Annotated in this window: 19 protein-coding genes; 6 read left to right on the top strand and 13 right to left on the bottom strand. The window is 45.6% G+C overall.

Annotation, left to right across the window (positions count from 1 at the left end; all coding sequences use genetic code 11):
* The first annotated feature begins 99 nt into the window (after positions 1-99).
* From ACUJFL_RS03695 to ACUJFL_RS03685, 3 genes are all read left to right on the top strand, one after another.
* Entirely contained in the window at positions 100-1401 is a 1302-nt protein-coding gene (locus ACUJFL_RS03695) for a GntP family permease (protein ID WP_445428530.1), read from the top strand.
* Positions 1402-1412: 11 nt separating this feature from the next.
* A complete protein-coding gene (locus ACUJFL_RS03690) occupies positions 1413-2576 on the top strand; it encodes an E22 family MetX-like putative esterase (RefSeq protein ID WP_445428529.1) in 1164 nt (387 codons plus the stop codon).
* 151 nt (positions 2577-2727) lie between these two features.
* Entirely contained in the window at positions 2728-3468 is a 741-nt protein-coding gene (locus ACUJFL_RS03685; protein ID WP_445428528.1) for a substrate-binding periplasmic protein, read from the top strand.
* 13 nt (positions 3469-3481) lie between these two features.
* Here the strand turns inward: ACUJFL_RS03685 and ACUJFL_RS03680 are convergent, their stop codons facing one another.
* The 5 genes from ACUJFL_RS03680 to ilvC form a co-directional block, all read right to left on the bottom strand.
* Positions 3482-4522 carry an ABC transporter ATP-binding protein gene (locus ACUJFL_RS03680; RefSeq protein WP_445428527.1) on the bottom strand — a complete coding sequence of 347 codons (1041 nt, stop codon included), beginning with the start codon at positions 4520-4522 and terminating at the stop codon, positions 3482-3484.
* Complete coding sequence (locus ACUJFL_RS03675) at positions 4522-6090, bottom strand: ABC transporter permease (protein WP_445429062.1); 1569 nt, start codon at positions 6088-6090, stop codon at positions 4522-4524. Before ACUJFL_RS03675 ends, ACUJFL_RS03680 begins: the two co-directional genes overlap by 1 nt.
* Positions 6091-6194: 104 nt before the next feature.
* The gene (locus ACUJFL_RS03670) at positions 6195-7217 is read right to left on the bottom strand and encodes a Fe(3+) ABC transporter substrate-binding protein (RefSeq protein WP_306177198.1); all 1023 of its coding nucleotides are present in this window, start codon (positions 7215-7217) and stop codon (positions 6195-6197) included.
* Positions 7218-7406: 189 nt separating this feature from the next.
* The gene (locus tag ACUJFL_RS03665) at positions 7407-7847 is read right to left on the bottom strand and encodes a methylglyoxal synthase (protein ID WP_445428526.1); all 441 of its coding nucleotides are present in this window, start codon (positions 7845-7847) and stop codon (positions 7407-7409) included.
* 179 nt (positions 7848-8026) lie between these two features.
* Positions 8027-9508, bottom strand: a complete 1482-nt coding sequence (gene ilvC, locus ACUJFL_RS03660; protein ID WP_226749381.1) for a ketol-acid reductoisomerase — start codon at positions 9506-9508, stop codon at positions 8027-8029.
* Between the two features lie 166 nt (positions 9509-9674).
* On the opposite strand from ilvC, the gene ilvY reads away from it, so the two are divergent.
* Complete coding sequence (gene ilvY / locus ACUJFL_RS03655) at positions 9675-10556, top strand: HTH-type transcriptional activator IlvY (protein WP_445428525.1); 882 nt, start codon at positions 9675-9677, stop codon at positions 10554-10556.
* Between the two features lie 49 nt (positions 10557-10605).
* Here the strand turns inward: ilvY and ACUJFL_RS03650 are convergent, their stop codons facing one another.
* The 8 genes from ACUJFL_RS03650 to zapE form a co-directional block, all read right to left on the bottom strand.
* Positions 10606-11019 carry a ClpXP protease specificity-enhancing factor gene (locus tag ACUJFL_RS03650; protein ID WP_445429061.1) on the bottom strand — a complete coding sequence of 138 codons (414 nt, stop codon included), beginning with the start codon at positions 11017-11019 and terminating at the stop codon, positions 10606-10608.
* Between the two features lie 8 nt (positions 11020-11027).
* Positions 11028-11666, bottom strand: coding sequence for a stringent starvation protein SspA (gene sspA, locus ACUJFL_RS03645; RefSeq protein ID WP_226749379.1), 639 nt, complete (start codon positions 11664-11666; stop codon positions 11028-11030).
* Between the two features lie 76 nt (positions 11667-11742).
* The gene (locus ACUJFL_RS03640) at positions 11743-12477 is read right to left on the bottom strand and encodes a cytochrome c1 (protein WP_306177531.1); all 735 of its coding nucleotides are present in this window, start codon (positions 12475-12477) and stop codon (positions 11743-11745) included.
* Between the two features lie 2 nt (positions 12478-12479).
* Entirely contained in the window at positions 12480-13754 is a 1275-nt protein-coding gene (locus ACUJFL_RS03635) for a cytochrome b (RefSeq protein ID WP_306177202.1), read from the bottom strand.
* Complete coding sequence (gene petA, locus ACUJFL_RS03630; protein WP_229584862.1) at positions 13754-14344, bottom strand: ubiquinol-cytochrome c reductase iron-sulfur subunit; 591 nt, start codon at positions 14342-14344, stop codon at positions 13754-13756. The genes ACUJFL_RS03635 and petA overlap by 1 nt, the downstream gene beginning before the upstream one ends.
* A gap of 329 nt (positions 14345-14673) precedes the next feature.
* On the bottom strand, positions 14674-15066 hold the full coding sequence (gene rpsI, locus ACUJFL_RS03625) for a 30S ribosomal protein S9 (protein WP_019675270.1): 393 nt from the start codon (positions 15064-15066) through the stop codon (positions 14674-14676).
* Positions 15067-15078: 12 nt separating this feature from the next.
* Entirely contained in the window at positions 15079-15507 is a 429-nt protein-coding gene (gene rplM, locus ACUJFL_RS03620; protein WP_226749376.1) for a 50S ribosomal protein L13, read from the bottom strand.
* A gap of 203 nt (positions 15508-15710) precedes the next feature.
* Positions 15711-16802 (bottom strand): cell division protein ZapE, encoded by a 1092-nt coding sequence (gene zapE, locus ACUJFL_RS03615; RefSeq protein ID WP_306177204.1) that lies wholly within the window; start codon positions 16800-16802, stop codon positions 15711-15713.
* A gap of 123 nt (positions 16803-16925) precedes the next feature.
* Between zapE and ACUJFL_RS03610 the strand changes: the two genes are divergently transcribed.
* Together ACUJFL_RS03610 and ACUJFL_RS03605 are read left to right on the top strand one after the other, a co-directional pair.
* Positions 16926-17366: a YhcB family protein gene (locus ACUJFL_RS03610; RefSeq protein WP_226749374.1), complete on the top strand. Its 441-nt coding sequence runs from the start codon at positions 16926-16928 to the stop codon at positions 17364-17366.
* A gap of 89 nt (positions 17367-17455) precedes the next feature.
* Positions 17456-18808, top strand: coding sequence for a Do family serine endopeptidase (locus tag ACUJFL_RS03605; protein WP_445428524.1), 1353 nt, complete (start codon positions 17456-17458; stop codon positions 18806-18808).
* Positions 18809-18888: the final 80 nt, after the last annotated feature.

Below are 18888 nucleotides of genomic sequence, written 5' to 3'. Positions count from 1 at the left end.
GTAGCCCTGATCGCAGAAATATTAACCTGTACCTTAGTACTATGGTGAGGCAGAGCAGACTGTATCAGACTAAGAAAAAATAAAAACAAGGATTACTCCATGTTAAGTCTGTTCGGATTATTACTGGGTTTGGGTTTACTCATCGTGTTAACGATGCGCGGCTTCAACCTCTTCATCACCGCCCCACTCTGTGCGCTGTTGGTGGCGTTAACAAACGGTATCCCCTTTTGGCAGCTAAACGATAAGCTCGATTTTGTGCATGGTTATATGGCAGGTTTCTCAAGTTTTGTCGCCGCGTGGTTCCTGATGTTTTTACTCGGCTCCTTATTTGGTAAGTTGATGGAACACAGTGGTGCGGCCGATGCGGTCGCCTTGGCGATTGTCAAACGACTAGGCCATACCCGCGCTGTGTTAGCCATTGTGTTAGCGTGTGCCGTATTAACCTATGGTGGTGTCAGTTTATTTGTCGTGGCTTTTTCTGCTTACCCCATGGCGGTGAGCTTGTTTAAAGGGGCCAATTTACCACGGCGCTTTATTCCAGCCACACTAGCCTTGGGCTCTGTGACCTTTACCATGACGTCAGCAGGCTCTCCAGAAATTCAGAACTGGATCCCAATCCCATATCTTGGCACCACCCCTTACGCTGGGTGGCAAGTCAGCATCATAGTCGCGGTTTTCATGGCGGTTGGCGGCTATTTAGCGCTGATGTGGATGATAAAAAAAGCACAAGCAAAGGGTGAGCAATTTGTCAGTCGCGCCAGCGATCCGACGGTTACCGATAAACCGTTACCGCATTGGCTAACGGGGTTAATTCCTTTATTAGTGGTGTTAGTGACCTCGTTTTTATTACACGACAGTTTACAGCAAGCAGCCTTAATTATTGCCCTAACCGGTGGTGTCGTCAGTTTGTATTTATTAACCTTCCGTTTTATTCACAACCCTGGTGCGGCCACCAATGAAGGCGTGCTAGGTGCGTTACTCGCTATCGGTAATACTGCTGCCGTTGTCGGTTTTGGCGGTGTGGCTAAGCTAACGCCCGCATTTAATCAAGTGGTTGAATATATGACGCATTTACCTGGCCCAGAGTTAATTGGTGCCGCGGTCGCGGTCAGTGCCATTGCGGGATTAACCGGCTCGGCCTCGGGCGGTCAAGTTATTGCGTTACCTGAAATTGCGCCGACTTATTTAGATCGCGGTGTCGATGCCGAACAGCTACACCGTGTTGTGGCGATCTCATCCGGCGCACTCGACTCACTGCCGCATAATGGCTATGTCGTTACGACTATCCGTGCTATCTGTGGCGAATCACATCAAAATGCTTACTGGCCGGTCGCCGTGGTTAGCGTATTGATGCCGGTACTCGGTGTGATATTAGCCATTACCTTGTTTCAATGGTTTTGAGGAAAACAGTTATGCGTTCTATTTATTCTTTGCTGCTAGCCAGTTTATTACTGTTAAGTAGCTGCAGTTCAGCTGAGCCATTACTCGTTACTAAACAAGAGTTTAGCATTGATAACTTTAAAACCGACAATGGCCAAATTATTCATCCGGTAAAAGTAGGTTGGGAAGCCTATGGCAAGCTTAACGCTGATAAGTCTAATGTAATTCTTATTACACATTTTTTTTCTGGCACGTCGCATGCTGCCGGTAAATATCATGCGGATGACGCCGCACCAGGTTATTGGGATGCGATTATCGGCCCTGGAAAAGCCATTGATACTAATAAGTTTTATGTAATAAGCGTCGACACACTCGTCAATGCTAATGTGTATGATCCTAATGTGATTACCACGGGGCCTGCAACCATCAACCCTGCCACCGGCAAGCCCTGGGGATTAAGTTTTCCCGTTGTCACCGTCGGTGATTTTGTCGAAGTGCAGCGCCATTTATTAGATAGCCTCGGTATTAAAAAACTGCATGCGGTGATTGGTGCATCAATGGGCTCTTTTCAAGCGATTGAATGGGCGGTGCGCTACCCAGAGCGGGTTGAACGCTTATTACCGGTGATTGGCACAGCATACATTGATGCCTGGGCTGCGGTGCGCTTAGAGCGCTGGGCTTACCCTATTAAACACGATCCCGCTTGGAATAAGGGTGATTATTATGAACAAGGTCAGCCCCGTGCCGGTTTAGCCACTGCCGTGGCTTATATTACGCAAGACGCGCTTTATCCAAGCAGTTTTAATGCGCGTTTTCCTGCTCCGGCTACAGATCGCGCGCCGCACAATGATATTTTGGCGCCTTTTTCAGCTTGGCAACAGTTGATGGAACAAGCCGCCACGCGTGCCAGTGTGCAAGATGCCAATCATATTCTTTACCTCATTCGAGCATCGCAGTTATTTCGCGCCGGCATGGGCGATAACTGGCAAGCGGCATTAGCCAAAGTGACGGCGAAAACGCTGTTTTTACCGGCGACGGGTGATCAATTATTACTAGCGGAGATGTCGAAACAAAGCGTTGCGGTAATGAATCAAGACAATGCTACTTATGCTGAAATTCCCGGTGAATTTGGTCATTTAGATGGCGTGCTGAATATTAGCGCTGTTGCTGACAAGATCGCAGAATTTTTACGTTAAGCCAACTTTTTCCCTGGAGGTGCGGCTAGTAAAGCGCGCCTTTTTTCTTTTCTCGTGCTCTGCTAAACTCAATTCAAATAACATTGTGTTTACAGGGATAAACCTACTTGTGAGTCACTTTTTCGGCAAAATCTCACACTACGTTTTCTTAATGAACAGCCTGCTTTTCTGTTCAAGTCTTTCTGCTAACGCTGTCACTCATAGGCCGATAATCTTCGCTAGCAGCGAATATCCGCCACATTATGGTACTGATCTTGTCAAGCAAGGTGTGGTTATTGAGATTGTACGGCGCGCCTTTGCCAAACAACAACTCAATATTGACGTGGCATTCATGCCTTTTGCCCGCGCGATGCATGATACCGAACAGGGATTGTATGCTGGAGTGATTGCCATTTGGTATACCGAAGCGCGTGCCGAAAAATGGCTGTATTCCGAGCCGATCTATGCCAATCACATTGTTTTATTTAAACGCAAAGCGGATTTCAGAGTAAAACAAAATCTTGACACCCTGCTAGCAGGCAATGGCACCTTAGGGTTCGTTACTGGTTATCTGCAACAGCCGTTACTGCAGCAAAGTCGCTTGAGTAAAGTCAGTGTGGCTTCTGAAGATCAACTGTTTAAAATGCTGGCGATGCAACGCGTGGACTTCGTCCCCGCAGATTTACAAAGTGGCTTATATTTTATCTCGCGATTACCTGTTGAATTAAGAAAATCGGCCATAAATTGGCTGGAGCCAGCATTAGAAATCAACCCCATGCACCTCGCCTTTCCAAAACATCACCCTGATAGCGAATATTTAAAACAGCAATTCGATCTGGGCTTACAGGCATTAAAAGACAGTGGCGAGTTTGCTGAATTACTGCATCAGCTTTTACCTGAGCCATGCAAGTAACTCAGCCCGGCTTTTAAGTCAGCCGAGGAAACAGTACCAAGTGATCAAGATCAAGACGAATGCCAATATGCTCGCCAATAGCATGATTATGATGACTTAGCGCTAAACAATAAACTTGCTCGTTGCCCGATAACGCCAAGGTATACAGGATGTGCGAACCGCGAAAAGCTTTTTCCAACACAGTAGCTTGGATTGGGCTGTCATCATCATGCACAATGTCATCTGGCCGGATCAGGACATCGACTAAATCATCGGTCTGTACATCCGTTAAATAACGTTGCCGAAAAACACCTAAACAGGTTTCAACTTGTTGCGCATCTAACATCTTGCCTGGCAACATCACGCCCCGCCCAACAAAGTCAGCCACAAACCGATTAACCGGTCGATGATACAACTCATAAGGGGTAGACCACTGTTGTAACTGGCCTTGTTGCATCACGCCAATCATATCTGCCATTGCAAAGGCTTCAAACTGATCGTGAGTGACTAATACCGCCGTGATATGTAATTGCTTTAAAATGATCCGAATATCTCGCGCTAACACTTCGCGAAACTCGGTATCTAAACTGGAGAAAGGCTCATCCAGTAATAACACTTTGGGCTCAGGAGCAAGGGCTCGCGCCAATGCAACCCGCTGTTGTTGACCACCGGATAATTGATGAATATACCGTTTGCCCAGATCGGGCAAACCCACTAGCTGTAATAAACGGCTGACTTTCTCTGCTTTTTGCGCTTTATTAAAATCCTTTAAGCCAAAGGCAATGTTATCGGCAACAGTTAAATGGGGAAATAACGCAAAATCTTGAAACACCATGCCCACTTTGCGTAATTCAGGCGCCAACTGAGTTGTGCTATTACTCACCTGTTGACCTTGCAAGCGGATCACACCCGAGGCCGGCGCTTCAAAACCGGCAATTGCGCGTAAAATAGTAGTTTTACCACAACCAGAAGGGCCCACTAAGCAGCCAATTTGGCCTTGGGCTAAAGTCAATGAAATGTCATTGACCACTTTATGAGGGCCATAAGCGACAGCCAGTTGCTCTAATGCCAACATTATTTGTTTCCTCGCATACGTTGCTCAGTGGAACGCGCTAAAATAATCACAGGTAACAGCCCCACCAATACAATAGCCAACGCTGGTAAGGCCGCTTCGGCTAAGCGCTCATCAGAAGCTAATTCATGTGCTCTCACCGCTAAGGTATTAAAATTAAAAGGTCGTAATAACAGCGTTGCGGGCAATTCTTTGAGTACATCAACAAACACCAGCAACAACGCCGTTAACACGCTACTGCGTAACAAGGGTACATGCACGCGCCGCAGCACCTGCCAAGGCCCTAAACCTAAAGACCGCGCGGCATTATCCATATTAGGCTTTATTCGCGCTAAACCGGCTTCAATACCATGTAATGACACTGCCAAAAAACGCACACTGTAAGCTAATAGCAGCGCAAAAATAGTACCGGAAAACAGTAAACCGGTGCGGACACCAAACCATTGCTCGGCAAGTAAATCGATCCGTTGATCAAACCATGCCAAGGGGATCATCACGCCAATGGCAATGACCGTGCCAGGAACCGCATAGCCCAGCGCGGCTAATTGTACCGGGAATCGCACTAAAGGATCGTCGCGTAAACGTCGTGCATAAGCAAACAATAACGCCAGCAGTACCGACAACAAAGCCGCCGCCGCGGCCAAAGAAAAACTATTCCAAACTAATTGCCAAAAAGCACTATCCAAGGTGCGCTGCCAATTGCCAAGCGCCCAACTGGCTAACTGCCATGCCGGTAACAGAAAACCCAATAATACCGGCAGTATGCACAACATCAGAAATAAACATTGCCGAGCAAAGCTCACTTGGCGTAATGCCGCAGCACTGTGTTTTTGACCTTGATGATAATAACGCACTTTGCGCCGTGACCATTTCTCTAACAACAATAAAAACAGCACAAAACTGGTTAACAGCGCGGCGAGTTGCGCGGCGGCTAACGCATTACCCATCCCAAACCAGGTTCGAAAAATCCCCGTGGTAAAGGTAGGTACGCCAAAATATTGCACGGTGCCATAGTCGGCAAAGGCTTCCATCATCGCTAATGCCATCCCGGTTAAAATCGCCGGGCGCGCCAAAGGTAACGCGACTTGCCAAAAATGCTGGCGCGGCGTTAAACCTAAGGTGCGGCTCGCCTCAGATAACGACGCCGACTGCTCAGAAAAAGCATTGCGTGCCAACATATAAACATAAGGATATAACACTAATGACAGCATCAATACCGCCCCACCCAACGAGCGGATCTCAGGAAACCAATAATCACCGTAAGACCAATCGAAAGTGTGACGTAATTGCTGCTGCACAGGGCCAGCAAAGTCAAGCATGCCGGTATAAGTGTAAGCAATGATATAAGCGGGAACCGCTAAGGGTAATAACAATAACCAGTCGAGATAACGTCGGCCAATAAATTGATATTGGCTAATCAGCCATGCGGCGCCGGTGCCAATCGTTAAGGCACCTAAACCGGTTCCGCCAGCTAACAATAGCGAATTGAGAACATAATCAGGCAGAACGGTTTGGCGCAAATGCTGCCAAACCGCTGTTTGCCAAGAGAATAAACTGGCGAATACCATCATTACCGGCAGCGCCAACAACAAGGCGGGCAGTAATACTGCCCAGCGCCAACGATTAAACAGCGGTATTCTGAACAACGATGACGGCTCCTACTACGACGGGTAGTTTAACGCCAGCCAGCGCGGTCCATCACCCGGATCGCTTCGGCATTAAACTCGCCTAACTGTTCTAACGGTAACTCATCGGCTTTGAAGCGACCAAATTGCTCAAGCACTTTACTGATGTTAACGTCACTACGAACAGGGTATTCATTATTGACGTCAGCATACCAGTGCTGCGCTTCTGGCTCTACCATATATTCTAGCAATTTCAGCGCATTCGCTTTATTAGGAGCAAAAGCGGCTACACCCGCGCCTGAAATATTAATATGTACGCCATTATCTTGCTGATTAGGCCAGAAAATACGCATTTTTGCTGCCGCCGCTTGTTCAGCGGGATCAGTTAACATACCGGCTAAGTAGTAAGTATTGGCTAAAGCGATATCACATACACCCGCTGCTGCGGCTTTGATTTGATCACGATCGCCACCCTGTGGTGGACGTGCAAAATTGGCCACTAACCCTTTAGCCCACTGCTCGGCTACCGCAGCGCCATCATGTGCAATAATAGAAGCAACATGAGATTGGTTATAGATGTTATTTGAAGAACGCACGCAAATTTTACCTTTCCACTTCGGATCGGCGAGATCTTCCATAGTCGATAATTGTGCCGGATCTACCTTCCCCTCAACATACATAATGGGCCGAGCTCGAACGGTTAAGCCATACCAAACACCGGCAGTATCACGTAATGTGCTAGGAATAGCGCTCACTAATTTGTCTGAGGTAACACCTTGCAATACCCCCTGCTCTTTCGCTCGGGTTAAACGGCCGACATCGGTCGTCAGAAGTAAATCAGCTGGGCTATTGCGGCCTTCACTACGCATACGCGTAATCAATTCATCGGCATTACCCGTAATTAAATTAACCTTAATACCCGTTTGTACGGTAAAGGTATCCAATAAAGGCTTGATCAGTTCTTCTTGCCGCGCAGAGTACACATTGACTTCATCGGCATAGGCCGCAGCAGTATGGAATAAACAAGAAGTAAGACCGGCAGCAACTAACAGGGTGACAGAATTGAATTTCATTACAGCTCCACGAGATGATGATCCTAAGGCGCACATCTAAACACAAATAATAACAATTCGCAATAAGAGCGTGTTAGTTTAAAGCTAATTTCACCGCGAAAGCACTTAACTACAAGGCTGAAGCGCCCCAATAAAATAGCCCTGTCATAACAGGGCTATAACGAAGAATGCACCAATGAGTTTGCTCGCTTACCGAAACAAGCTCTTTTGCAGCCGATTATTGTGCTGCTGAAAATCAGGCACTGAACGCTGATAATCTTGCTGGTAAAGACTTGAATGTACGATAAAATCCGCTGTGGCGACATTACAAGCCACCGGAATATTCCATACTACCGCTAAACGAATTAACGCTTTAACATCAGGATCATGTGGCTGTGATGACAAGGGATCCCAAAAAAATATCAGCCAATCAATGTGTTGTTCCGCGATTAAAGCACCGATTTGTTGATCGCCACCCAGCGGACCACTGGCCATACATCGTACCGGTTGTTGTAACTTTTCACTGATCAGCTTTCCGGTGGTACCGGTTGCAATAAGTTGTTTATCGGCAAAAAAAGACTGATGTTTTTCGATCCATTCGAGTAATGCAGCTTTTTTACCGTCATGTGCTACCAATGCGATTGTTTTCATGATTATTCTCCAGTACTTAGCGTTTTAGCATACTCAGTTTAAGACAAACAGGCAAAAAAAAGCCCCGACAAGCGGGGCAAAACAACCAAGGTCCACGTATAACATCATTATTGGTCTGGTATTAACTGCAACACTGCTGCAAATTAATCACCACTAACCACTTCATTCAGGGAGACGAATTAATTCGCCTCAACAATTCGTTTCATTGCCGTCATATAACCGCGTAATTTCTTACCAACCACTTCTACCGGGTGTTGGCGAATGGCTTCATTTACAGCGATAAGTTTTAAGTTATCAACGCCATTTTGGCTGCTGTTTAAACCTTTACCAATCAGTTCACTGCTCATGGCGTTTACTTTATCGCGTAACAGAGGAATAGCAGCGTGCGCAAACAAGTAATTACCATATTCAGCGGTATCTGAAATGACCACGTTCATTTCGTATAAACGCTTGCGCGCAATGGTATTAGCGATCAGCGGCGTCTCATGTAAAGACTCGTAGTAAGCCGATTCAGCGATAATTCCTGCATCAACCATCGTCTCGAAAGCCAATTCTACGCCGGCTTTTACCATGGCAACCAGTAAGATGCCGCGGTCAAAAAACTCTTGTTCAGCGATTTTTTCATCCGACACGGGTGCTTGTTCAAAACCGCTGTCTAAGGTTTGTTCACGCCAAGTCAGTAAGTTTTTGTCATCATTATGCCAATCGGCCATCATGGTGCGTGAAAACTCACCGCTGATGATATCGTCCATATGTTTTTCAAATAATGGCCGTAAAGTCAGTTTTAACTCTTCTGCTAAATCAAAGGCTTTTAACTTCGCCGGATTGCTCAAACGGTCCATCATATTGGTGATGCCGCCGTGTTTCAGTGCTTCCGTGATGGTTTCCCAGCCAAATTGAATTAATTTTGCTGCGTAGCCGCTTTCCATGCCATCTGCCACCATCTTGTCGAACGCTAAGATGGCACCTGTTTGTAACATGCCGCACAGGATGGTTTGTTCACCCATTAAGTCAGATTTAACTTCCGCAACGAAGGACGATTCCAACACACCAGCACGATCTCCACCGGTAGCTGAAGCGTAAGCCTTAGCAATTTCTAAACCTTGGCCTTTTGGATCATTCTCTGGATGCACGGCAATTAAAGTAGGTACACCAAAGCCACGTTTGTACTCTTCCCGTACTTCAGTACCAGGGCACTTAGGCGCAACCATCACTACAGTGATATCCGGACGAATTTGCTTACCTTCTTCAACAATATTAAAGCCATGTGAATAAGCTAAGGTTGCACCTTGCTTCATCAGTGGCATTACCGCATCAACCACGCTGCTGTGCTGCTTGTCTGGTGTTAAGTTTAAAACTAAATCCGCTGCTGGAATTAATTCTTGATAAGTGCCTACTTTAAAGCCATTGCTGCTGGCTTTTTGAAACGAGGCGCGCTTTTCAGCAATCGCTTCAGCACGCAAAGCATAACTAATGTTTAAGCCAGAATCGCGCATGTTTAAGCCTTGGTTTAGGCCTTGCGCACCGCAACCTACGATAACAATGTTCCAGTCTTTAATTAAAGCGCATCCGTTAGCAAACTCGGCTTTGTCCATAAAACGACAACGGCCTAATTGACTTAATTGCTGACGTAAATTTAAGGTATTAAAGTAGTTACTCATAATGTTCTCGGAATTCTTAGTCTGTCTCAGCAAAGCTGAGCAGTAGCAGTATGCTGCGGCCTTATTGCCCTGTACTGCTTTAATGAACACAGTCTAACTACAGACTTATATTGCGTGAAGTGATATATTTTCAATTCTGTATTTCATTAATTGCAATAGAGGTGTTATGGACCTACGCAGTGCTCAGCTTTTTTTACATTTAGCATCTAGCCTAAACTTTGCTAAAACCAGCGAGCAAATGTTTGTTAGCCCTTCAACATTAACTCGCGTGATCCAACGTTTAGAGGATGAACTTGATACCTGTTTATTTGAACGAGACAAACGCTCAGTTCACTTAACGGCTGCCGGTGAGCGAGTGCAACGTTTTGTGCGCGTGTGGTTGGATGAATGGCATCAATTACAACTAGACTTGCAACTGGCGAGTGCAGAATTAAGCGGCACTATCCGGATTTTTTGTACAGTGACAGCCAGTTACAGTCACCTGCCTACTTTACTCGATAAGTTTCGCTTGCAATGCCCTAAAGCTGAAATCCAATTAACCACCGGCGATGCCGCCTCGGCCATAGAGCGGATCCGTGCAGATGAAGCTGATGTGGCAATAGCTGCTTATCCTGAGTCCTTTCCTGCTAATTTATTTTTTCAAAGTATTGCGAGTATCCCTGTTTACTTAATTGCACCAGTGATCCCTTGTAAAGTCAATGATTTGCTTAATCAACAACCTATTGCTTGGAACAGTGTGCCGATGATTTTGCCTGAACATGGCCCTGCCCGCAGTCGTTTTAACCAATGGTTATTGGATAAAGGCATCAGCCCGAATATTATTGCCAAGGTAGATGGACATGAAGCGATGGTATCGATGGTGGCACTAGGTAGTGGTATTACTATTGTGCCTGAGCCCGTATTTCAGCATAGCCCAGTACGGGATCGCGTAAGAATTTTAGAAACAAATTATGCTTACAAAGCATTGGATTTAGGGGTTTGTATGCTGCAGAAGCGACGGCTAGAGCCGTTAATTGCTGCATTTTGGCAGCTAGCACTGAAAAAGTGAGTGGCGATTTCAGGTGGTTTAGCCACCTGAAATACCCTGTAACCGCTTATTACTTGATAACTTTAAGATGGCTACCCCGACCAGGCTTTGGTGGCTCTGGGGCAGGTTCATCATCTAATGATTCTGGCAGGAAATCCTGCTCATCTTCATCGTCTTCTTCTAAGGTAAATACCGTACCGGCACCGTTTTCACGGGCATAAATCGCCAGTACCGCTTTTACCGGTACCGACAAAGCAAAAGGTTGCCCACCAAAGCGTGCATTAAAGGTGACAACGTCATTACCCAGTTGCAAGTTACCCACCGCTGACGGCAGTACATTCAAGACAATTTGACCGTTTTGCACAAATTGTTGTGGCACACGCACATCTGGATAGTTGGCATCTACCACCAAATAAGGTGTGCATTTGTTATCAATTATCCAGTCGTAAAACGCCCGTAACAAATAAGGGCGATTTGGTGTCATTTTTTGCATTACAGCTTAAGTCCCTTGCGGATCTCACGCTCTGCCTCAGTTAATGAAGCTTGGAAAGCGTCGCGTTCAAATATACGGGTCATGTAGGTTTTTAATTGCTTACTACCTGTGCCGTTTAATTCAATACCAAGTAAAGGTAAACGCCATAATAAGGCCGCCATGTAGCAATCGACTAAACCAAATTCTTCACTCATGAAAAACGGCGCTTCGCTAAATAAAGGCGCAATCGACAATAAGCCTTCTTTAAGTTCTTGTCTGGCAATAGCGGCATCTTCGTGATCGTTTAATACCTTGTCAGCTAAGCTATACCAATCATTTTTAATGCGATACATCATCAGGCGAGCCTGACCCCGAGCGACCGGATAAACAGGCATCAATGGCGGGTGAGGAAAACGCTCATCCAAGTATTCCATAATGATGTCAGCTTGATAAAGCGCAAGTTCACGATCTAATAAAGTGGGCAGACTACCGTATGGATTCACTTCATACAGGTCTTCTGGCACGTTGTCTGGTGTTACCTGAAGGATATCAACAGTAACTCCTTTTTCTGCTAGCACGATACGGACCTGATGGCTGAACATATCGTCAACTGCTGAAAACAGTGTCATCACAGGGCGTTTATTGGCAATGATCGCCATGTATTCCTCCGGTTAATTTAGAAACAGCAAAGGGGCACTAAGGCCCCTGAGTACAGCTTAATGTATAACTGATAAATTATTCGACATCTTTCCAATATTCTTTTTTCAGGAAATACGCCAGAACAAAGAAAATCAGTAGGAATATCATAACTTTAATGCCTAAGGCATGTGATTCAAGCTTGCTAGGTTCGCCAGAATAGACCAAGTAGTTGACTAAATCACCTACCGCACGATCGTATTCTTCGGTACTTAATTCACCCGATCCATCAGTACGAATACCCACATACACTTCTGTTGGTTGACCATCGACTAAACGTGTCTCATAAGCACGGTAAGGAACACCTTGTAACTCTTGTAGTACATGAGGCATACCCACTAATGGGAATACTTTGTTATTCACACCAAATGGGCGGCTTTCATCAACGTAGAAAGTACGAAGATAAGTGTAAACCCAATCAGCACCACGCACTCGAGCCACGTTGGTTAAGTCAGGTGGCAATACACCAAAAGAAGTTTGCGCATAATCAGCCGGCATAGAGTTGGTAATATGATCACCTAACTTTTCACCGGTAAACATTAAATGTTCCATACCTAAATCTTCAGGGATCCCTAAATCTTTAAAGGTACGAGAATAACGCTGATACTGCATTTGATGGCAGCCTAAGCAGTAATTCTGGAACAACTTGGCGCCATTTTGTAATGAAGCCTGATCACGCAGATCAACAGGTGCTTTATCAAGCGGAATGCTTGGCCCGGCAGCGATTGCCAGCGATGAAGCTAACAAGGCGACCGCAGAAAGTAACGTTCTCATCATTATGTTAACCTCACTGGCAATGGCTTAGTTTTCTCATTTTTACTGTATAACCACAGCAAGCCGAAGAAGGCAAAATAGGTGAATGAGAAAAATTGTGAAAATAAGGTGTAAGTTGGTGTTGCGGGTAATACACCCAACACACCTAAAGCAACAAAGCTGATACAGAACACCACTAGATTCCAGCGATGTAACTCACAACGGTAACGCACTGAACGTACGGTGCCACGGTCAATCCACGGTAATAATGCTAACGCGATAATCGCAGCAAACATCGCTACTGCCCCCAGCAATGGGTCAGGAATAGCCCGTAAAATGGCATAAAACGGTGTGAAGTACCAAACCGGTGCAATATGGTCAGGTGTCTTCATCGGGTTGGCCACTTCAAAATTTGGCTTCTCTAAGAAGTAACCACCGCCTTCTGGCGCAAAGAAAATAACAAAAGCAAAAATCAGTAAGAAACCGGCCACGCCCACTAAATCTTTTACCGTGTAGTATGGGTGGAACGGGATAGCATCAACGATAATCTTCTTACCACCACGAGTGAAATACTGGTGGAAGGTAAATTTCTTATCTGCTGCAGTTTGCTCAACGCTACCATCGTTGTCGCGTTTAATGTCGATACCATCTGGGTTGTTCGAACCCACTTCGTGTAAAGCCATGATGTGTAAAAACACTAAGATGACTAAAACTAAAGGTAAGGCGATAACATGTAAGGCGAAGAAACGGTTTAAGGTGGCACCTGAGATAACGTAGTCACCACGGATCCACAAGGTTAAATCATCACCGACAAACGGGATAACCCCGAAAATAGAGATAATAACTTGCGCACCCCAGTATGACATTTGACCCCATGGCAGCATATAACCCATGAAGGCTTCAGCCATCAGCACTAAGAAAATCAGCATACCGAAAATCCACAGTAATTCCCGTGGCTTCTGATAAGAACCGTACATCATGCCACGAAGCATGTGCAGATAAACCACCACAAAGAACGCTGAGGCGCCAGTAGAGTGCATATAACGTAACAACCAGCCGTATTCCACATCACGCATGATGTATTCAACAGAGGCGAAGGCACCTTCGGCAGAAGGAACGTAATTCATAGTCAACCAAACACCCGTCAGGATCTGGTTAACCAGGACTAAAATGGCAAGCGAACCAAAAAAGTACCAGAAGTTAAAATTCTTTGGCGCTGGATATTGCACTACGTGCAAATTCATCTTATCCATAAAGGGTAAGCGATATTCAATCCAGCTCATCATATTTTTAAACATTAGACAGTCCCCTCGTCTTCACCAATTAATATGGTGTTGTCGTCAACGTACATGTACGGAGGAATTACCAAGTTAGCGGGTGCAGGTACGCCTTGGAAAACACGACCGGCCATATCAAATTTAGAACCATGACATGGGCAGAAGAAACCTGAGCGAATGCCTTCAGTTTGTGCGGCAAAGTCATCTGGCAAGTAGGTAGGAGAACAGCCTAAGTGCGTACAAATACCGACAGCAACAAGGATCTCAGGCTTGATTGAACGATGACGATTCTGAGCGTAAGCAGGTTGTTGTTCCACCTCTGAACCCGGATCGCGTAAACGGTCTTCAGTTTCAGCTAGCTGAGCTAACATTTGTTCGGTACGTTTAACGATCCAAACAGGTTTGCCACGCCATTCAACACGAATCAGCTGACCAGGTTCGAGTTTGCTAATGTCTGCACTTACTGCAGCACCAGCTTGTTTCGCCCTCTCACTCGGATTCCAGGACGCAATAAAGGGCACAGCAACTCCTATGGCACCGACGCCCCCTACTACAGAGGTCGCAATGGTAAGGAAGCGGCGGCGACCATGATCTACAGGCGCATTGCTCATCCACTCATCTCCACATTAAACACTTAAACGATTAAAATTTAAGCGGCTGAAATTCAGCAATTATTATAAGTACAAAAATATGTTCGATCATAATGAAAAGCCTTGCTTTACACAAGGATTAAGGCGAACTGAATGGCTAATATCTTAGTCTTAGTCATGCTTTAACAGTAATCCTTAGCATACAGTTGTGCAGCAAAAGCAGTAAAACAGGGGTAATTAACTTTATTTTTCGCGTTAGTTTAAATCTTAGCCAGTCTGGCTGCCAATAACTAAGATTGCAGACATAAAAAAAACCCGGTAAAAACCGGGCTTTTCGACATACCAGCGAATTAACGCTTTGAGTACTGTGGACGCTTACGTGCTTTACGCAGACCGACCTTCTTACGTTCAACTTTACGAGCATCACGCGTTACAAAGCCTGCTTTACGCAGTGCTGGACGCAGTGACTCGTCGAACTCCATCAGTGCACGGGTAATACCGTGACGGATAGCACCGGCTTGACCGCTGATACCACCACCTTTAACAGTGATGTATAAGTCGAATTTCTCGACCATATCAACCAGTTCTAACGGCTGTTTAACTACCATACAGGCAGTTTCACGGCCGAAGTACTCGGTCAGAGCGCGCTGGTTGATAACGATGTTACCTGAACCAGCTTTTAAGAAGACGCGGGCCGTTGAGCTTTTACGACGACCAGTTCCGTAGTATTGATTCTGTGCCATGTTATGCTCCGATTAAATATCTAAAATTTGCGGTTGCTGAGCCGAATGTTGATGCTCTGCGCCAGCGTAAACTTTTAACTTACGGAACATAGCGCGACCTAATGGGCCTTTTGGCAACATGCCTTTGATAGCAGTTTCCAAAACCATTTCTGGTTTCTTAGCAATCAATTTCTCGAAACTGATTTCCTTGATACCACCTGGGAAACCTGTGTGCGAGTAATATGTTTTTGCCTTAGCTTTATTACCAGTTACCACGACTTTCTCAGCATTAACAACGATGATGTAATCACCGGTATCAACGTGTGGCGTATATTCTGGCTTATGCTTACCACGTAAACGCGATGCGATTTCAGTTGCGATACGACCTAAAGTTTTGCCGTTTGCATCAACAACGTACCAGTCGCGGGTTACGCTTTCTGGTTTTGCAGTAAAAGTTTTCATCTAAACCTATTCCAAAAATAACTTAAGTTACACCTGACACTGTGCAGGGCTGATGCAGCAATGTCGTTATCGCACCCCTTCGAATGCAAAAACCGCCGGGCTAACGGCAGTATGAGGCTGTAACGTCGGCCGGGCGCGGATTATATATTAAACAATCTTAAAAATCAGCATTCATTTGCAAAAAAATTAACGGTTCAGCACATTTAAGGTAAATGCTCACTGGCCAGATAATCGTGTGACTGCATTTCCTGCAAACGACTTAAGCAGCGCTTAAATTCAAAGCTAAGTAAACCGCCCTGATAAAGCTGTTCTAACGGCACTGTCGCAGAGATAATCAGCTTTACGTGCCGCTCATAAAACTCATCAACCAATGCTAAAAAGCGCCGAGCGACATCATCATTTTGTTGTCCCATCGCCGTTACACCCGACAACAATACCGTATGATACAACCGGCTTAACTCGATGTAATCGTATTGACTGCGCGCCGTTTCGCATAACTCATTAAAGCTAAACCACACGATACCATCGGCTTCGGCCCGCGTGGTTAATAAGCGGTTGGCGACTTCAATTTTTACTGCTTGCTGACGAGGCTCAACTGATAACGCATGAAAATACTGCTGTAAATTAATGTCTGCTTGCTCATCTAGCGGATAATGATAAATCTCGGCCATTTCTAAAGTGCGTAAGCGATAATCAATGCCACTGTCGACATTGACAATTTTGGTGTAGCGCTTGATAAGTTCAATTGCAGGTAAAAAGCGTGCTCGCTGCAAACCATTGCGATATAAACCGTCTGGCTCGATATTTGACGTGGCCACTAAGGTAATGCCGCGCGCAAACAAGGCTTGCATTAAGGTGCCTAGAATCATCGCATCGGTAATGTCCGAAACAAAGAATTCATCAAAGCAAATAATATCGGTTTCCGCTTTAAAACGATCTGCAACCTTTTCGAGCGGATCGCTCACCCCTTTTAATGACTTTAATTCATCATGCACTCGGTGCATAAAGCGGTGGAAATGCACACGCATTTTGCGTTGTGTCGGTAAACATTCAAAGAACGTATCGACCAAATAGGTCTTACCGCGGCCCACGCCTCCCCAGAAATACAAACCGAGTAAAGGGCTATCGCTCTGCGTTTTTCCGGTCAATTTTTGCCAAAAACTCTGTTTTGCCGGCGGGCGACTGATAAAATCATCAAACAATCGCTGTAGTTGCTTAACCGCATTTTCTTGAGCAGCATCAAGATGAAAATCAGGGCGTAACAGATCTTGTTGATATTTTTCTAGTGGCGTCATGGTCTTTAACTTGAAAGTAACGAAACGAAACCTTAAATATGAGGCATAATAGTAACATGCCTTACCACCTTGTATAAGAAGTTAGGGTACACTAAGTAAAGTATTTCATCGTTAGGAGTAAGCATGGACTATACATCAGTTTTAATTGGGCTGGTTGTCGGTTTATTAATTGGTGCGGCCATTAGCCGGATCATTAGCCTGAAACAATTTGGCCAACACAAGCTGCAACAAGAATTAGACGAAAGCCGCAAACAACTGACGCAGTATCGCAAAGATGTCTCAGAACATCTGGAGACAACCAATCAGTTAATGAGCCAGCTGCAGGATAATTATTCACGCATTGCGCGTCATGTGCAGCAATCGAAAATGCAACTGGTTGAGCAGCCGACCAGCCCAAGCGATGAAGTAAATTATTTTGCTGCGGATACCACATTACATATTAAACAATCGTTACATCAACTGAATGAGCGTCGCAGAGAACACTCAGAAATTGGTGAGCAACCGCGTGATTACTCTGGTCAAGCCAGCGGCTTGATTAAAGAGCGGCCAAGTAAAGGCGAATAGAAAACTTTTACCGTTAGTGCGCGACTGCTCAGAACTTTTTTGAGGTGCGATGCTCTTAGTGACACTGTCATATAAGGAGACATTACGCGATGAACCAGAAATTTTCTTTGCTTAGCGCTGCCGTGTTAGCAGCCATGTTGTTGGCTCCTGCATCCCCAGCACACGCCAGCTTACCGTTTTTCGGAAAAGAAGAGCAGCAAATGCCTTCGCTGGCGCCAATGCTTGAACAAGCCACACCCGCTGTCGTCTATGTTTCTGTTGCAGGTAGCCGTGAAGTACGCCAGCGTATGCCTGAAGCTTTTCAATACTTTTTCGGCCAGCGCGGCCAAGGTGAAATGCGCCGTGAGCAACCCTTCCGTGGTTTGGGTTCAGGTGTCATTATTGATGCCAAAAAAGGCTATATCGTCACCAATAACCATGTTGTGCAAGATGCTTCTGAAATTCAAATTCGTTTAAAAGATGGCCGTACCTTTACCGCAAAAAAACTGGGTTCCGATCCAGAAAGCGACATCGCTTTATTGAAAATTGAAGCCGATAACCTGGTTGAGTTACCTCTAGCAGATTCTGACAAACTGCGGGTGGGTGATTATGCAATTGCCATTGGTAACCCCTTTGGTTTAGAACAAACCGTCACCTCTGGCATTATTAGCTCACTCAGCCGCAGTGGCTTAAATGAAGGCTTTGAAGATTTTATCCAAACTGATGCCGCTATTAACAGTGGTAACTCGGGCGGCGCTTTAGTGAACTTACGTGGCGAACTGATCGGCATTAACACGGCTATTTTAGGGCCTAATGGCGGTAATGTCGGCATCGGCTTTGCTATCCCCGCCAATATGATGAAAAACTTGGTTGAGCAAATTGTTGAATTTGGTGAAATTCGCCGTGGTAGCTTAGGTATTCGCGGTAATGATGTTAATTCTGAGTTGACCAAAGCATTAAATCTGAATGTCAGTCGCGGCGCCTTTGTCGGCGAAGTGCTGCCAGACAGCGCCGCAGCGAAAAGTGGTTTGAAATCAGGTGATGTGATTGTCAGTATGAACGGCAATCGTATTCACAGCTTCAATGAATTACGTGCCAAGGTCGCCACGCTGGGTTCAGGCCGTGAAGCCATTTTAGGCGTACTGCGTGACGGTAAAGAACGCGACATTAAAGTCGTACTGCAAGAGACCACCAGTGGCCAGGTTGCGGCGACACAATTGCACCCTATGCTACAAGGTGCAACCTTAAATAATGCTGACAAAGGCGTGGAAGTCAGTAGCGTGGAAGCGGAATCACCCGCGGCACAAATTGGCTTACGCCAAGGCGATATTATTACTGGGGTTAACCGTCAACGTGTGAACAACCTTGCCGAGCTACGTCGGTTATTAGAAAAACGAGATGGTGGCGTTGCCGCGCTGTATATCCAACGTGGTAATGATCAACTGTATATCTTGATCCGTTAAGCGCTTAATTTAGGCAGGTGGTAGCTGAACGCTACTGCCTGTGCTAAAAAAATGCTATGCTAAACGCATTCATCTTTAGG

Source organism: Alishewanella sp. HL-SH05, assembly GCF_052655985.1.
This window is presented reverse-complemented; position numbering and strand designations above follow the sequence as displayed.

Coding starts and splice junctions, on each gene's coding strand:
- ACUJFL_RS03650 (WP_445429061.1), bottom strand. CDS start 11,019: ATGACACCAAATCGCCCTTATTTGTTACGGGCGTTTTACGACTGGATA.
- ACUJFL_RS03635 (WP_306177202.1), bottom strand. CDS start 13,754: ATGTTTAAAAATATGATGAGCTGGATTGAATATCGCTTACCCTTTATG.
- ilvY (WP_445428525.1), top strand. CDS start 9,675: ATGGACCTACGCAGTGCTCAGCTTTTTTTACATTTAGCATCTAGCCTA.
- ACUJFL_RS03685 (WP_445428528.1), top strand. CDS start 2,728: ATGAACAGCCTGCTTTTCTGTTCAAGTCTTTCTGCTAACGCTGTCACT.
- ACUJFL_RS03605 (WP_445428524.1), top strand. CDS start 17,456: ATGAACCAGAAATTTTCTTTGCTTAGCGCTGCCGTGTTAGCAGCCATG.
- zapE (WP_306177204.1), bottom strand. CDS start 16,802: ATGACGCCACTAGAAAAATATCAACAAGATCTGTTACGCCCTGATTTT.
- sspA (WP_226749379.1), bottom strand. CDS start 11,666: ATGGCGATCATTGCCAATAAACGCCCTGTGATGACACTGTTTTCAGCA.
- ACUJFL_RS03690 (WP_445428529.1), top strand. CDS start 1,413: ATGCGTTCTATTTATTCTTTGCTGCTAGCCAGTTTATTACTGTTAAGT.
- ACUJFL_RS03680 (WP_445428527.1), bottom strand. CDS start 4,522: ATGTTGGCATTAGAGCAACTGGCTGTCGCTTATGGCCCTCATAAAGTG.
- ACUJFL_RS03665 (WP_445428526.1), bottom strand. CDS start 7,847: ATGAAAACAATCGCATTGGTAGCACATGACGGTAAAAAAGCTGCATTA.
- ACUJFL_RS03695 (WP_445428530.1), top strand. CDS start 100: ATGTTAAGTCTGTTCGGATTATTACTGGGTTTGGGTTTACTCATCGTG.
- ACUJFL_RS03640 (WP_306177531.1), bottom strand. CDS start 12,477: ATGAGAACGTTACTTTCTGCGGTCGCCTTGTTAGCTTCATCGCTGGCA.
- rpsI (WP_019675270.1), bottom strand. CDS start 15,066: ATGGCACAGAATCAATACTACGGAACTGGTCGTCGTAAAAGCTCAACG.
- ilvC (WP_226749381.1), bottom strand. CDS start 9,508: ATGAGTAACTACTTTAATACCTTAAATTTACGTCAGCAATTAAGTCAA.
- petA (WP_229584862.1), bottom strand. CDS start 14,344: ATGAGCAATGCGCCTGTAGATCATGGTCGCCGCCGCTTCCTTACCATT.
- ACUJFL_RS03610 (WP_226749374.1), top strand. CDS start 16,926: ATGGACTATACATCAGTTTTAATTGGGCTGGTTGTCGGTTTATTAATT.
- ACUJFL_RS03675 (WP_445429062.1), bottom strand. CDS start 6,090: ATGATGGTATTCGCCAGTTTATTCTCTTGGCAAACAGCGGTTTGGCAG.
- ACUJFL_RS03670 (WP_306177198.1), bottom strand. CDS start 7,217: ATGAAATTCAATTCTGTCACCCTGTTAGTTGCTGCCGGTCTTACTTCT.
- rplM (WP_226749376.1), bottom strand. CDS start 15,507: ATGAAAACTTTTACTGCAAAACCAGAAAGCGTAACCCGCGACTGGTAC.